This window comes from Pseudovibrio sp. Ad46 (assembly GCF_001623065.1).
GTDB lineage: Bacteria > Pseudomonadota > Alphaproteobacteria > Rhizobiales > Stappiaceae > Pseudovibrio.
Genome location: NZ_LMCG01000050.1, coordinates 288,530 through 302,416, shown reverse-complemented (window position 1 = coordinate 302,416; position 13,887 = coordinate 288,530). Strand labels below are relative to the sequence as shown.

Genomic DNA, 13,887 nt, shown 5'->3' with positions numbered 1-13,887 from the left:
CCAGTCGCATGGTTTTCATTTTGGTTTGCACGGGCTTAGAAATATCTCTCTGGAATACGGATGCTATCACCAGGGCGCAGATAAAGGCGTGCACCTGTCAGGTTTACCGGTACTTCATAGTTGCTGCCAACTGGCCGAATGAAGATGTTTGATGTATTCGCGCGATAAGAATATCCACCAGCAACAGCGATGGCGTCCTGAAGGGTCAACCCGTTCTTATAGGAGTACTCTCCTGGCCGTGCGACTTCTCCCTGAATGAAGAACGGGCGTGAGCTTATAACTTCCAGGCTCACGCGCGGTTCTTTCAAATAACCGTCTTTGAGTGCGGTGATGATGCGGGATTCCAGCTCTTTTACGCTGCTGTTGCCAGCTGGAATATCACCGATGAGAGGTAGATCGAGTTTCCCCTGATCATCGACAACAAACTCACCTGAGAGATCAGGTTCTCCAAACACCATGACACGCAGCTTGTCACTTGGACCAAGCCGATACAACTCAGGCTGTGAAAAGACACGGCCAGATGCCATCTGGCTTTGCGTGTTGTGTTCTGCGAACTCGCCCGAAGCGCAGCCCTGCAGAAGGCCAAGGATAACGAGACCTGTTAAGCCATTGAGCAGTTTTTGCTTCACACCAATTCCCTTTTCTTCTGTCTCAACTCTCTTTCATCCTGCAGCTGGCGTGGTTGCGAACCAATGCCGGACAAGAAAGAGTAAACCGATGATTTTACGTACCAAAGTTAATCTGGAATGGACTTTAAAGGCCTTCTGAAACGCTTACGGTACTGAGGTTTTGACCTAGGCCGTTGCCTGCAAAATAGATGTGTAGTGGTCAACTACAATTCTCTCATCAAAGGTCTGTTCAGCCTTTTTGCGTGAGGCTTGACCCATCTCATTTATTGCGGTCTCACTCATCATAAGAAACTGCCGCATTGCAGTTTCAATTGATTGCGTGCTTCTTGGCTCACAGAGGAAACCATTCTGGCCTTCATCAACCACGTCCTTGCATCCGGGAATGGTCGTTGTGATGATGGGACGGCCCATAGCAGCGGCTTCAAGCAGCGACCTTGGTGTGCCTTCCCGGTAGTAGGAAGGAAGCACAACACAATCTGCATCAGCGACAACCGGACGAACATCTTTTACTGAGCCCAGGTATTCAACGACCCCATCGGCTGTCAGTCTTTTCATATCGTCTTCACTTAATGCACCGGCCTTTCCGGAGCCTGACGGACCCAATAAGACGAAGCGGGCATCCGGAAAGTTGGGAGACAGAGCACGAGCCGCCTCGACAAACTCCATAACCCCCTTCTCGCGTAGCATCCGCGCGACGAGTGTAAAAGTTCGGCGATGACTATTGCCCGGAAGAGCCGTTGAATGGAAATTTGTAAGATCAACACCTGATCCAGGCAAAAGGCAGGCTTGATCTTTTGAAATCAGGCCTGTTTTGATAAAGAAGGCAAGATCCTCAGGGTTTTGAAGGAAAACCCGCGGGCATCTGCGAAATGCAGATCGATAGAGCCCTTTGATCAGACGGGCGAACAGATCATCACGGTCAAAGACACTGCCCATTCCTGTAATATTCGGGATAAACGGGATACCGAGCAAGCGCGCAGACAGAGCTCCGTAAATGTTGGGCTTAATTGTAAAGCCCAGTGCAGCATCGGGTCGATACCGTCGTGTAATGCCGAAAATCCGCAGAAGCAGCTTTAGTTCAGCGACAACAGAGGTTCCCGTGGCATCCATGGGGAGCTCTATGTATGTCACACCCATTTTCTTGAAATCTGGCGTGTAGTCATCGCGAGGGGCCGCTGCAATCAGCTCGTGCCCTTCTCGCAGTAACTGCTCAATCAAAGTACGCCGGAAGTTGATTAGTTTAAAGCTGCTGTTGGCAACAAGAAGTATTCTCATTTGTCTTGTTCAATCAAGTAAACTAGGTATAACAACAAACCCACCTGCCCTTGCTGCTGCCCCTTCAGAGCGACTGAGCAACCCAAATACAAGTTGATTTCTGATCCATGCTGGCCTGCACTGCAGTGCCTGAGCACGATTGCTGTAAGATTAAATTTTTACTGAACATTCCCAGTGAACACTTGGCACCCAAAGCAACCTAGGACGTAAATATTTTACAAGAAGCAATTAAGTCAATTCAATAAAATGATTTTGCAAAGTATTGTGAGGATTACGCAAATTGAAATCTAACTTAATAAATTACCATTACCATTTCATTCTAATTATAATAAATTATCTACTATATTACAGTACTTTTCTCTTAACACACCTCACGAATACTCTGCGAGATTGAGAAGATCGATTGAATTTTTCAAACCCAGTAGTCGTGCATGGGTCATCTAATTCCCATATTATTGAAGCGCAAAAACCTGTGTTTTCCGCCAAAAAATACACAACATGCAACTGAACGGCATTTTATGGAAATTTTATGAGACATACCTCAATGCATTTAAAGTATATATTAGTTAAAATTCTCATATAATCGCACCTTAAAATAGTTAAACTATTATAAGTATATTTATAAATTAAGTTATGTGACAATCTATATTTATAATCTTGACTTTATTACTTGGAATCAAATACCTACCCCAATTGAAATCAGAATAGCATTGGTAAGAATTCTACGAAAACTCTAACTAATGCGATGCGTAGATCTGGTTTTCTGTTGCGTCATTCAGCAGGTGGTTGAGCTTTGCAGGGGATATAGGCAAAGCAAGACTGACATGCTGTATCGCAAACAGTTCGTGAGGTAGCTCTTCTGAGGGTGTTGGGGGCTTGCTCAAATTGAGACCATGGCGGGATGAAGTATTTCTTTCCGTGAGCGACAGTAGTTAGAAGTGCACCATGATTAGAATATTCGATGTAGTCTTTAGTTTTGCTATCTTGCTGATTGTATCACCCATCATGATCTTGGTAGCTATCTTGGTACGCACCAGACTGGGCAGCCCAATCATTTTCAAGCAAGATCGTGCCGGACTAAACAGCGAAGTCTTCAAAATTTACAAGTTTCGGAGCATGACCGAGGAACGTGATGCATCTGGCAAACTTCTTCCGGACGATCAGCGACTAACTTTATTCGGTCGTATCTTGCGTGCAACAAGCATTGATGAGCTTCCAGGTTTCCTGAATGTTTTGAAGGGCGAAATGTCTGTTGTTGGGCCTCGTCCTCAACATGCTGGCTTTTTGAAGCACTATTCGAAGCGTCAAATGATGCGTCACTTTGTGAAACCAGGAATTACTGGCTGGGCACAGGTCAACGGACGCAACAGCATCGATTGGGATTCCAGATTCGAGCTGGATGTCTGGTACGTCGAGAACAAGAGTTTTTGGCTCGATATGAAAATCATCTTCATGACCATGATCATCGTTCTGCGTAGAGAAGGCATTAGCGCTGCGGGGCACGCAACCATGCCAGAATTTCAGGGCAGCCAACTTTCGGTGTCGCAGAAGGACTGAACTTTGCGAGTGAAAAGAGTGGGTTAAGTTCCGCTCTTTTCCTCGGTGGTGAGGTCAAAATCGTTCACGCAACGCCCAGAACATGCAGGCGCACAGAACGTCACTTTCATCTCATTAGACACGACATAAAGGCATCGAGCTAGCACGAGCCTCTCTCGTCGGTCTGGGCCCGTCACAGAACAAAAAAATGAGTTCCAATCAAATGTGTAGCGTAAAGATATATCTGCTTTCCTTGGTGCTTACATGAATGGCATGAAGTTCACTTTTGCAGCCTGCATGGCCGTTTCAGCTCTTGATGCTGCGACGGCTTCAGATCTTTCCAGCGCTCTCTTGCAAAACGGGGGCGGATATAGCCTGCGCTCTCACCCGGAATACAATGCTCAAGGTATTCGGCATGCAAACTGGGTTTTCATGCCATCCCTGACCTCTGGGCTCTCTTTCGACAGCAATCTTTATAAAACGAGAGATCATCAAGAAAGCAGCATGGTGGGCGTCTTTGCTCCAGCGCTTGCGATCAACTCAGACATGTCACGTCATCGCATTCACTTCGGCTTGTCCGGGCAACGTAAGCAGGTATTTTCCAATTCAGATGCCTCCACGTTGTCAGGACGCGCTTCAGCTGGAGCACAACTTGAGGTCCTTAAAGATTTTGCGTTGGACCTCGGCACAAGCATTGAATCTAGACAGTATGGTTTGGGTGATGCAGATGGCTCTTCAGACGCAAAACACGGTGTTAGGCGTGATGCTTACTCCGCCTCTGCCCGGGTTTCAAAGGTCTTCAATCGCCTGAGGTTCATTGGCGGCGGTTCTGTAAATCATTACAACTACCATGACGTTGAGGCCAAGGATGGCGGCACCATTGATCAAGACGCACGCGATGGCACACGATATAATCTGCTAGGCAAAATCAATTATGCCTTTTCGCCGGGGTTCAGCGCTTTTGTTAGCGCGGAATTTGATGTGCGCGACTGGAAGGCGACCGGTGCAGAAAATCGGGACTCAAATGGGTTTGAGTTTCTGACGGGACTAGAGCTGGATAAACGCGGCAATCTGCACGGCGCTGCTGGTATCGGGTATCTCAGACAGGATTATGATCTGGGCAGCCGCGGAGACATTTCAACCTATTCTTTCAATGTTGATGTTCAATGGATGCCCTCTCCGCTCCTGGTCGTAAACTTCGACGGGCGCCAAGCGGTGGAAGAGAGCTCACTTGGCGGATATGTCAGCAAACTCACCTCAACCGCCAAAGTTTCAATGGATTACGAGCTCCGGCGGAACTTTGTCATTTCACCAATTTTCTCTTTCAAACGCGAGGACTTCGCAGGCACCAGCCGCCGCGACGATACACTGCGTGCGAGACTGGAAACAAAACATCTCATCAACCGCAACCTGAAGTTCGGTGCCTACTATGACTTTGAGAGGCTCAAGTCTACTGAAGCTGCAAGCAGCTACAGCCGGCATCTGATAGGGATCAACGCAAGAGTAGAGTATTGAGATCCATGCAAAATTCCCTAGCATCGAATGCCACACCAGAAGACACAATCAATCTTCGACTGGTTTTTCAGTATTTGCGCAACTATTGGTCGCTGATCCTCGGTGTCACAGGCGTTGTCACCATCCTTGGCGTCACTCTTGCATTCTTTGCGGCGCCTAAATACACGGCCGTGACTTCTGTTTATATCGAGACACGCGCGGAAAATGTCGTTGATGTGAAAGCTATTCTCAGCGGGTTTGGCTCTGATAACAAACTATTGCAAAGCCAGATTGAAATCATCGGGTCAAACGGGGTTGCAAAGCGCGTTATCAATGATCACGACCTGGAAAACTCACCAGAGTTTCGACAAGTTCCTTCTTATCTGGCGGAATTGTTTGCAAAAATTACCGGGGAACCTCCTGCAACAACCAGTCTTGAGCAGCGGGTTCTCGACGGACTTCATGTTACTTTGAACCGTAATACAACTGTTGTTGACCTCTCCTATCAGGCAGGTACTCCAGAGATGGCAGCTCAGTTGGCAGATGGGTTTGCTGAGGCATATCTGGCTGACAAGCTGGCAACCAAATTTGATTCAATTCGCCAGGCAAGCGAGTGGTTGAGCATCCGTTTGGCCGAACTTGGCGTTAAGGTCCGCAGCTCTGAGCAAGCTGTTGAACAGTTCCGGAATGAGTTCAACCTGCAACTCGCAGGTAGCGGAACGATCAACGAAAAACAAGTCGCGACGCTGAACCAGCAACTCGTGTTTGCGCGCACTAAAACAGCTGAATCTCAGGCAAGAGTAGATCAGATTGAGAAAGTGCTTGTTCGCGGCGGTTCTACGTCTTCTTTTGCCGACGCAGCCCAATCAGCTGTGATTACCCAGCTGCGCGCTAAAGCTTCTGAAGTGGAACGTAAGGAAGCAGCTCTTACCGTAAAATACAGCCACAAACACCCGGCTGTTGTGAGTGTTCGCTCGCAGTTGACTGATCTTCGCGCGCAAATCGAGAAAGAACTGCAGCGCATTGTGGACACAGCACAAAATGAGCTGGCCGTCGCACAACGACGTGAGGCTTCCATCGCAGGCAGCCTTGAAGAACTGCGTGATGTCACCAACACAGAAAACCATGCTCAGGTGTATTTGCGTGAGTTGGTACGAGAGGCAGCAGCAAACAGAACCCTCTATGAATCCTTCCTTGCTCGTTTGAAAGAAACTCAAGAATTTGAGAAAATGAACTCTGTCAGCAGCCGTATATTGAGTCCTGCAGAGATTCCAAACAACGCAAGCTTTCCTAACAAGAAGTTGTTCCTTCTCGTCTCTGCAGTTCTGGGTCTGATCATAGGCACCGCGCTTGCTCTTCTCATTGAGCAGTTCGACAACACGCTGAAATCAAAAGAGGATGTTGAAAAGCGGATTGGCCTCCCCCTCTTCTCTCAGGTGCCTTTGATTGATGGCTGTGCATCTACCTCGAAACTGAAATCATTCCTTGGATTTTTTGCGAGCAAACATGCAAGTTCCGCACGAGGCGTCAAAAACAACGACGCATTAAATAATGAGATCACCCAGTTTGCATCGGCAAACCCACTGAGCCATTACGCGGAATCCATTCGCGAACTGCGATCACGGGTCAAATTCTCGCGTCTGGACAACCCGATCAAGACACTGCTGATTACCTCGGCCATTCCAGGAGAAGGTAAATCCACCATTTCACGCAATCTGGCTCACTACACTGCGAAGGCTGGAGAGCGGGTGCTGTTTATTGATGCCGATATGCGTCGTCAGATCTCGGCAGATGCGCCGGGAGATCTGAATGAAAAGAGCCTTGCAGATGTCCTGACAGGAAAAGTGACCTTTGCTGAGGCTACCAAACATGAAGAAGGCTCAAACCTTTATTATTTGCCTGCTCCAAGTCACCGAGAACTCTGGGAGACAGCTGAATTGCTCTCTTCCAAAGCAATGAAAACGCTGCTGGATGGAGCGAGTAAGTCTTTTGATCTGGTCATCATCGATAGTCCACCAACATTGCCACTGATTGACAGCCGTGTGCTCTCTCATGTCGTCGACGCAACCGTGCTGGTTGCCTCATGGAACCATACGGACGGCGGTTTAGTTGAGCAGGCAAAAGACCTCCTGGATCAAACTCCAGGAAAGACCCTCGGAGTCATTTTGAACAATTTCGATGTGAGCAAAGCCAAACTCAACAAACACCAGGCGTCTTATGGATACGGCTATTATAAGTGATCGATTAGCCAGGACAGCCAAGTAAGTTTACCCTCCATGGTCTAGCAGGACTGACCATGGAGGGTGCTCTCAACTCTCCAGAAACACTGCGATATCGCTTCAAGTCCGCCCATTTCCCTGAGCCACGATTTATCAGTGCGTTACTATGCAATCTCTTGCTACTCTGAACTGCTACACATTGCATCCCGGTTTATTTGTGATGTAGGAAGCTGAATGCTCGGCTCTTATGATCAGGGGATGCACCTTGTCTGAACAAATCGAAAATGCGGCCAGAAAACTGGCTGATCTCTTTGACACTTCCAGTCCTCTGTTTCCAACGGCCAGTGGGTCACCTAAAGCTTTTGCGAATGGCTTAGAGGATGCGCAAAAACGTATGGAAGAGCGTTTTACTGCATTATGCGAACTGGCTGCATTGCTGGATCGCGAGACTGAAAAGAGTGAAGTGGCGCAGGGAGCCGCGATTGATCTGTTCCAGTGCTCCGGCTTTTTCTATCTGGCATTGATGCAATACTCTGAAAACCTGCCAAATTCGCTGCTGATGGCGGGCTATGACATTTCGGTTGGCCGCATGCCTCCAGTTGTCTCAAAGGCGCTCAAGCACGTTTCCTTCACGATGAAGAGTGCTATTGCGGAGGACATCACCTTCATGTGCCCTCACCTTTCTAACCTCACCAAGAAGGATGAGTTTGAAGGACGAGCACAAGTGATTTTGGATAAAGTACTGGCACAAGCCATTGCCCGCACCGCTCATGCGGTCTCTTCACTGGAAGAAAACGAAAAACTCGACGGTTATGAGATCACTGAGGAAGACAATGCCCTGCGTGCGCATTGTCAGACCTGTACCGAGTTGCTTGCTAAACTCGTCAAACATTCTGCTAACCCACGTGAGCATGCAGAACGCGTTAATGCGTTTCAAGCATTCCTTGGTAACGCCTAAACGAGCCTGATTGATCAAGCCATGGGATCCTCCTGCATCCCGTGGCTGCCTTGGCATTTCTACCAGGTTTTGCTTCTCAAATGATACCTGATGAGAACGTCATCTAGTTTTCGACAGTTAGAGTGGCATCGCATATGGCGTCCTCCACCGCCCAGAGGCGGTCTTGCCCCCATATACCGGTGGCTCCAACTCGAAAGCTGGGCACGCCCCAAAGCCCGAGTTCTGTAAGTTCCTTGCGGTTTTGCTCTGTTCTTGCACGCCAATCTTCATTGTCGACGACCAGACGTGCCTGCTGCCAATCCAGACCGGCATCTGCGAGGATACGTGACAAGCCTTTATCTGTGCTTGCATTAACACCTTTCGCCCATACACCGGTCATAAAGGCACTGCAAAACTCTCTAAGCCTGCCATTCTTCTCAGCAAACTCGAGGAGTGAGTAGCCTCGCTCGATTGCTGTTCCCAGTGGGTCGCAAATCCGGCCAAATGGAATGGCATGCAAGCGGGCTTCACGCGCGGCATCAGCCAATATGTACTTCCGCTTCATAGGCGGTACTGGCAAGCCGCGCATGACCATAGGCAAGACGGGCCGAATGTTCAGCTTTACCCCCTGCCGATCAGCCAGAGTGCAGGTGCGGTCAAACGCCAGGTACGAGTATGGACTCCGGAACGACAGGAAAAAGTCGACCTCCAGATGCGTTGGCGATGTATGAGCTGGTCGGCTTTGCCTTGCCGCTGGCGCCAACTTAGGAGCGGAAGGCCCAAGTCCAAGTTCATGCAGGCGATCCTGGAGATAGTGTAGCCGGTCGATGCCCCAATACCATTCATCGCCATAATAAAAGGTCGCGCCGAGATAGTGCCCGTATTTTGCGAGGAGCGCATCACCGCAGGTTTTGGCTTGATCAACCTTGTCGCCCTCCACTGAAGATTGGAGTTTTTCTCCAGACCACAATTTAGTGCTTATTTCCAGCAGCCTACTAACACACGCATCGTTGGAGAGTTCCTCTGCCATTAACGATTCAGCTTGACTGATTTGGGCTTCATCTGGAGCTTCAAAAGGCCTGCCTGTCAGGCCGTAATGTTTGGCAAGGAAGGCCGCATCCACTCGAGCATATGCTTCCAACGCTGACCTTTCTGGTACGGCCCAATCAGGCGGGCCGGAGATCAGATGGATCTTCAGGGTGACTGCATAGTGCTGCTGAAAGTCGCCGAGCATTTGAAGTGTTAGGTGAGCGTATGGATCTGCGGCATGATGAAAATAGTGTACTTCATGCGCCTCACCTCGTCGGCTTCGTTGTTTTTCGTAGGAGGCCCGTTTTCGCTGCACTCTGGTTTCACTTGTAATGTATTCTGCAATTCTCGACTTTATTGCTGAGTGAAACGACATAGAGACGGCTCCTCCATCCAAGAGTGAGGGGCAACGTTAACCTGCTATTTCTTTTGCTGCAACGAGGCGTTTGATTGATGTCTGCAAACCTAGCGGACGTTCAATGACGCATATTCGTAATACGTAAGCTACAAAAAGGCGCCTTATCCCTGTCAAATTTCACGGGTTGTCGGATAAACTTTTCTCAGAATACGCTTCAAACGTCCATATTGTGAGAATCTCATGCAGGAACGTTTGATACAGCTGCTGGAATCTGTTGCTGGAGCCGCCAAGCCGGTCAGTGCGAACGATCTTGCGCAGATGACCAAACTTCCCAGAGCAACGATCTATCGGAATCTGTCGTCTCTGCTTAACTGCGGCTTTCTGGATGAGGTTGAGGACGGCAAACGATATGTTCTGGGTATCCGGTTTATCAAAATTGCCCTCACAGGAAAATCAGAGTCACATGTGATCAAAGCTGTCTCTGCTATGATCCACCGGCTGGTGATTGAACTTGGTGAGACGGCTTTTTTGGCACGGTATCGTGGTGGCCGTGTGGACCTTATCCATGTTGAGCCTCCCAATGATCCATCCATATCTTATATTTACCCCGGCCTCGGGACCCGGCCTGTTCATGCTTGCTCCTCCGCCAAAGCCATTGCTGCTTTCATATTGCCCGAACTGCGAGATGAACTGCTGCGAACCGAACGCGTGCAATTTACGCAAGCCACTCTCATTGACAGTTCTGATATCGCTTCTGAGCTGGAGAACGTGCGGCGCGATGGCTTTGCGCTTTGTGATGGCGAGATTGATGACGGTGTCACCAGCATTGCCGTGCCCATTATGGTTGACCGACTTGGAGCACTCTTCAGCATGGGTGTTGTCGGTCCCCAAAACCGCATAAAGCCGCGACTTCACACGCATATTTTGCCAGTTCTCAAAGAAGAAAACATACGCGCTGCAGCTGCCATTCAGCACTGCTCAATTGTTGATGCCGAGAGAGCAAATTTGGAGGCTCTTTCCGGCGAGTTGGAGGCAACTCGAAATACTCATTAATTAATTTCTATGGGAGGATCTTATGAATAGAAGAGAATTTGGTACACTGGTTGTTGCTGCTGCAGCGGCTGCCGGACCGTTTAGAGCTTTTGCTGATGAAACCTGTCAGTCACCTTATATGCCCAAGATTACAGGTCAGGAAGAATTCGTTTATGTCTGGACTCTCGGCGTTGAGGGAATGGGTGACGAGCAAGATAAGCTTGTTACCATTGATCTGCGGCCAGACTCGCCCATGCGCGGTCAGGTGATCAACAGTCTTTCTGTCGGCGGACGGAATGAAGCACATCATGGTGGCTTTTCAGCAGATCGTCGCTATTTCTGGACTGGTGGTCTGGATACCAATCGCATCTTCATCTTCGACGTACATAGCGATCCATCAAAACCTTCCCTCCACAAAACTATTGAGACCTTTGTCAAGGATTCGGGGGGCGTTGTCGGGCCACACACATTCTTTGCCCTTCCCGGCAGCATGATGATCACCGGGCTTTCCAATGATGATGATCACGGGGGGCGTACGGCACTGGTTGAATACAACGATGCCGGCGATTACGTGGCGACTTATTGGATGCCAACCGCTAGTGACATGCAGGGTGCCGTTGCTGTGGGGGATGCTGTTGCGGACGGTTATGGTTATGACATTCGCGCACTCATTCGCAAGAACATCATGTTGACCTCCTCCTTTACTGGCTGGTCAAACTACATGATGGATTTTGGGCAGATGCTGCAAGATGCCGACGCGATGAAGCGGTTTGGCAATACGATCGTTCAATGGGATCTGCATACTCGTCAGCCGCGTAAGGTCTTCAACGTGCCGGGCGCTCCGCTGGAGATCCGCTTCCCATGGGGCCCGAATGCGAACTATGCATTCTCTACGACCGCTCTCACCTCCAAACTCTGGCTGATTTATGAGGACGACAGTGGGGAATGGCAGGCCAAAGATGTAGCGGATATTGGAAACCCTGCGGACATTCCGCTTCCCGTCGATATCTCCATAGCTGCTGATGATCAGACACTGTGGGTCAATAGCTTCATGGATGGCAAGACGCGGCTCTTTGATATTTCCGATCCGCATAACCCCTCTCAAATTTATGAGAAAACCATCGACCGTCAGGTCAACATGGTCAGCCAGAGCTGGGATGGGAAACGGGTCTACTTCAGCTCTTCCTTGCTGGCAAACTGGGACAAAAAGGGTGACGACGATGTGCAATATCTGCGTGCATACACCTGGGATGGGAAAGAGCTGATCGAGGACTTTGATATCGATTTTTACAAGCTCGGCCTTGGCCGTGCGCACATCATGCGTTTTGGCAGTTCTGAGCTGTACACCAGCTAGATCAAACTCGTTTTGGGGCAGCACGCGTGTTGCCCCATGCTTTTCCAACTCATTAGGTCTGATGCATGCGTGTATTGAAAAAGCTCCTGGTCTTCAGTGGTGTTGCAGCAACACTTCCAGCACTCTGGTATACCTTAATGGCCGGACAAGCTGCTCCCACTCGCCCATTTTCAGATGCCTTTACCCCTCATGAAGAGTTTCAGTTTGATCCTCCCAAGCCGGGTTCTTACACACTGAACAGGTTTAAGACAGCTCCAGATGGGCAGGTTTTGGATGTAAATGGAAAGACACATTCACTTGCAGCGCTGACCAGAGGCAAGATCAATCTGGTGAGCTTTGTCTATCTGATGTGCGGCGATGAGAATGGGTGTCCTATCGCCATGTCGACGCTCTTTGAAATTCACGATGCCAGCGAGAAGCTGCCCGGACTACGAGAAGACGTTCAGCTGATCACGATCAGCTTTGATCCTGCCCGCGATACGGTCGAGGCCATCAACTCCTTTGCATACCCCCTTCAAATCGACGCGAATGCCGATCAGAAGCTGAAATGGCACGTGCTTACAAGTTCAGGCATGACAGATCTGCAGCCTATTCTGGATGGCTTTGGCCAAGTCATTGACCAGTCAAACGATCAGGAGGTCATCAATCATCTTTTACGGATGTATCTGGTTGATCGCGAAGGCGTTGTACGTAACGTCTATGGGCTTGGAACCATCGACCCGAGGCTCCTGATCACTGATGTGGAGACACTTTTACTGGAAGAAAGCAGGTCATAATGCGCCAGTGGTTTCTTACATGTCTGATTGGCAGTCTCTTGTGTTGGACAGATGGCGCACATGCACAATCGCATTGCATAGCAGACCCGGAAAACTGGTCTGTAGTGGCTTTGAAGCGGAGCCTTTCTACCCCGCTTGGACTTCCGCCCGTCCCGCATCCACATGACAACCCACCTAGTATTGCGAAGATTGAGCTGGGCCGGAAGTTGTTTTTCGATCGGCGTTTGTCAATCAACCACACCATGTCTTGCGCCATGTGCCATGTTCCAGAGCAAGGGTTCACCAATTGGGAGCTGAGCACAGCCATCGGCGTTGAAGGGCGCAGTCTTAAGCGAAACTCGCCAAGCATTTTGAATGTTGGATACCTGGATGTGCTGTTTCATGATGGCCGGGATCATGTATTGGAGACACAGTTTATCGGTCCGTTAACCGCACGAAATGAAATGGCAAATCCGTCTGCGGGACGTGTTGTTGCTCTTTTGAGGGAGCTTGCGGACTATGCGCAGATGTTCGAGGATACCTTTGAGGCTCAGGCGTCTCTCGACAGGATTGGGATGGCCCTTGGCGCATATCAAAGAACAATCCTTGCGGGGAACAGTCCCTTTGATCAATGGTACTTTGGTGGTGATGAAACTGCAGTCAGTGCCGATGTGAGGCGTGGTTTTCAGGTATTTAACGGCAAAGCGGGCTGCAGTGATTGCCATCTGATCGAAGATGATCACGCTCTCTTTACGGATGAGCTTTTCCATGACACCGGATATGGTCAGATGCGTGAAGAGAAGCGCCAAAATCCCCCGACAAGCATTCCTGTGCAAGTTGCCCCCGGAGTGGTGCATCAGATGGAATTTTCAAAAATCCGATCTGTTAGCGCTGAACGCGAAGCTGATCTAGGGCGCTATGAGGTAACAGAGGACCCAGTTGACAGATGGAGATTTCGTACGCCTTCACTGCGCAACCTCACAGTAACGCCACCTTATATGCACGACGGCCATCTCAGTTCGATTTCGCAGGTTATTGAGTTCTACGACCAAGGCGGATCACAACTGAGTGGTCAAGACCCACGCATCCGCCCGCTTGGTCTCACAGGAGCTGAAAAACAAGACCTCGAAGCCTTTCTGCAAAGCCTGACCTCTCCTGATCTCGACTGCCTGATAAGCGAAGCAAGAGTGTTACCGCCGGATAGTCACTAAGGCAGTAACCTAGGTTGATCCACTCAGACTTGCAGTGCGTGTTGTTATCCGGACTAGA

11 protein-coding genes are annotated in these 13,887 nt (G+C 49.4%); 8 read left to right on the top strand and 3 right to left on the bottom strand.

Translation table 11 applies throughout. The annotated features are described in order from the left end of the window. Window positions 1-35: 35 nt before the first annotated feature. Window positions 36-629, bottom strand: a complete 594-nt coding sequence (locus PsAD46_RS15840; RefSeq protein WP_208980916.1) for a polysaccharide biosynthesis/export family protein — start codon at window positions 627-629, stop codon at window positions 36-38. 165 nt (window positions 630-794) lie between these two features. Continuing rightward, window positions 795-1,904, bottom strand: coding sequence for a glycosyltransferase family 4 protein (locus PsAD46_RS15835; protein ID WP_082831173.1), 1,110 nt, complete (start codon window positions 1,902-1,904; stop codon window positions 795-797). Window positions 1,905-2,849: 945 nt separating this feature from the next. Between PsAD46_RS15835 and PsAD46_RS15830 the strand changes: the two genes are divergently transcribed. From PsAD46_RS15830 to PsAD46_RS15815, 4 genes are all read left to right on the top strand, one after another. Next, a complete protein-coding gene (locus PsAD46_RS15830; RefSeq protein ID WP_063307329.1) occupies window positions 2,850-3,461 on the top strand; it encodes a sugar transferase in 612 nt (203 codons plus the stop codon). Between the two features lie 243 nt (window positions 3,462-3,704). Then, window positions 3,705-4,955: an outer membrane beta-barrel protein gene (locus PsAD46_RS15825; RefSeq protein ID WP_063307328.1), complete on the top strand. Its 1,251-nt coding sequence runs from the start codon at window positions 3,705-3,707 to the stop codon at window positions 4,953-4,955. Window positions 4,956-4,960: 5 nt separating this feature from the next. After that, entirely contained in the window at window positions 4,961-7,174 is a 2,214-nt protein-coding gene (locus tag PsAD46_RS15820; RefSeq protein WP_063307327.1) for a polysaccharide biosynthesis tyrosine autokinase, read from the top strand. A 244-nt stretch (window positions 7,175-7,418) separates the two neighbouring features. Further along, window positions 7,419-8,111 (top strand): hypothetical protein, encoded by a 693-nt coding sequence (locus tag PsAD46_RS15815; RefSeq protein WP_208981868.1) that lies wholly within the window; start codon window positions 7,419-7,421, stop codon window positions 8,109-8,111. A gap of 103 nt (window positions 8,112-8,214) precedes the next feature. Here PsAD46_RS15815 and PsAD46_RS15810 read toward each other — a convergent pair whose 3' ends face one another. After that, on the bottom strand, window positions 8,215-9,495 hold the full coding sequence (locus PsAD46_RS15810; RefSeq protein ID WP_063307325.1) for a DsbA family protein: 1,281 nt from the start codon (window positions 9,493-9,495) through the stop codon (window positions 8,215-8,217). A 222-nt stretch (window positions 9,496-9,717) separates the two neighbouring features. On the opposite strand from PsAD46_RS15810, the gene PsAD46_RS15805 reads away from it, so the two are divergent. The 4 genes from PsAD46_RS15805 (at window position 9,718) to PsAD46_RS15790 (ending at window position 13,829) form a co-directional block, all read left to right on the top strand. After that, entirely contained in the window at window positions 9,718-10,530 is an 813-nt protein-coding gene (locus PsAD46_RS15805; protein ID WP_063291999.1) for an IclR family transcriptional regulator, read from the top strand. Window positions 10,531-10,552: 22 nt separating this feature from the next. After that, complete coding sequence (locus tag PsAD46_RS15800; protein WP_063291998.1) at window positions 10,553-11,863, top strand: selenium-binding protein SBP56-related protein; 1,311 nt, start codon at window positions 10,553-10,555, stop codon at window positions 11,861-11,863. Between the two features lie 65 nt (window positions 11,864-11,928). After that, the gene (locus tag PsAD46_RS15795; RefSeq protein WP_063291997.1) at window positions 11,929-12,639 is read left to right on the top strand and encodes an SCO family protein; all 711 of its coding nucleotides are present in this window, start codon (window positions 11,929-11,931) and stop codon (window positions 12,637-12,639) included. Then, a complete protein-coding gene (locus tag PsAD46_RS15790) occupies window positions 12,639-13,829 on the top strand; it encodes a cytochrome c peroxidase (RefSeq protein WP_063291996.1) in 1,191 nt (396 codons plus the stop codon). The genes PsAD46_RS15795 and PsAD46_RS15790 overlap by 1 nt, the downstream gene beginning before the upstream one ends. The last annotated feature ends 58 nt before the right edge of the window (window positions 13,830-13,887 follow it).

Coding starts and splice junctions, on each gene's coding strand:
- PsAD46_RS15835 (WP_082831173.1), bottom strand. CDS start 1,904: ATGAGAATACTTCTTGTTGCCAACAGCAGCTTTAAACTAATCAACTTC.
- PsAD46_RS15830 (WP_063307329.1), top strand. CDS start 2,850: ATGATTAGAATATTCGATGTAGTCTTTAGTTTTGCTATCTTGCTGATT.
- PsAD46_RS15825 (WP_063307328.1), top strand. CDS start 3,705: ATGAATGGCATGAAGTTCACTTTTGCAGCCTGCATGGCCGTTTCAGCT.
- PsAD46_RS15820 (WP_063307327.1), top strand. CDS start 4,961: ATGCAAAATTCCCTAGCATCGAATGCCACACCAGAAGACACAATCAAT.
- PsAD46_RS15810 (WP_063307325.1), bottom strand. CDS start 9,495: ATGTCGTTTCACTCAGCAATAAAGTCGAGAATTGCAGAATACATTACA.
- PsAD46_RS15805 (WP_063291999.1), top strand. CDS start 9,718: ATGCAGGAACGTTTGATACAGCTGCTGGAATCTGTTGCTGGAGCCGCC.
- PsAD46_RS15800 (WP_063291998.1), top strand. CDS start 10,553: ATGAATAGAAGAGAATTTGGTACACTGGTTGTTGCTGCTGCAGCGGCT.
- PsAD46_RS15795 (WP_063291997.1), top strand. CDS start 11,929: ATGCGTGTATTGAAAAAGCTCCTGGTCTTCAGTGGTGTTGCAGCAACA.
- PsAD46_RS15790 (WP_063291996.1), top strand. CDS start 12,639: ATGCGCCAGTGGTTTCTTACATGTCTGATTGGCAGTCTCTTGTGTTGG.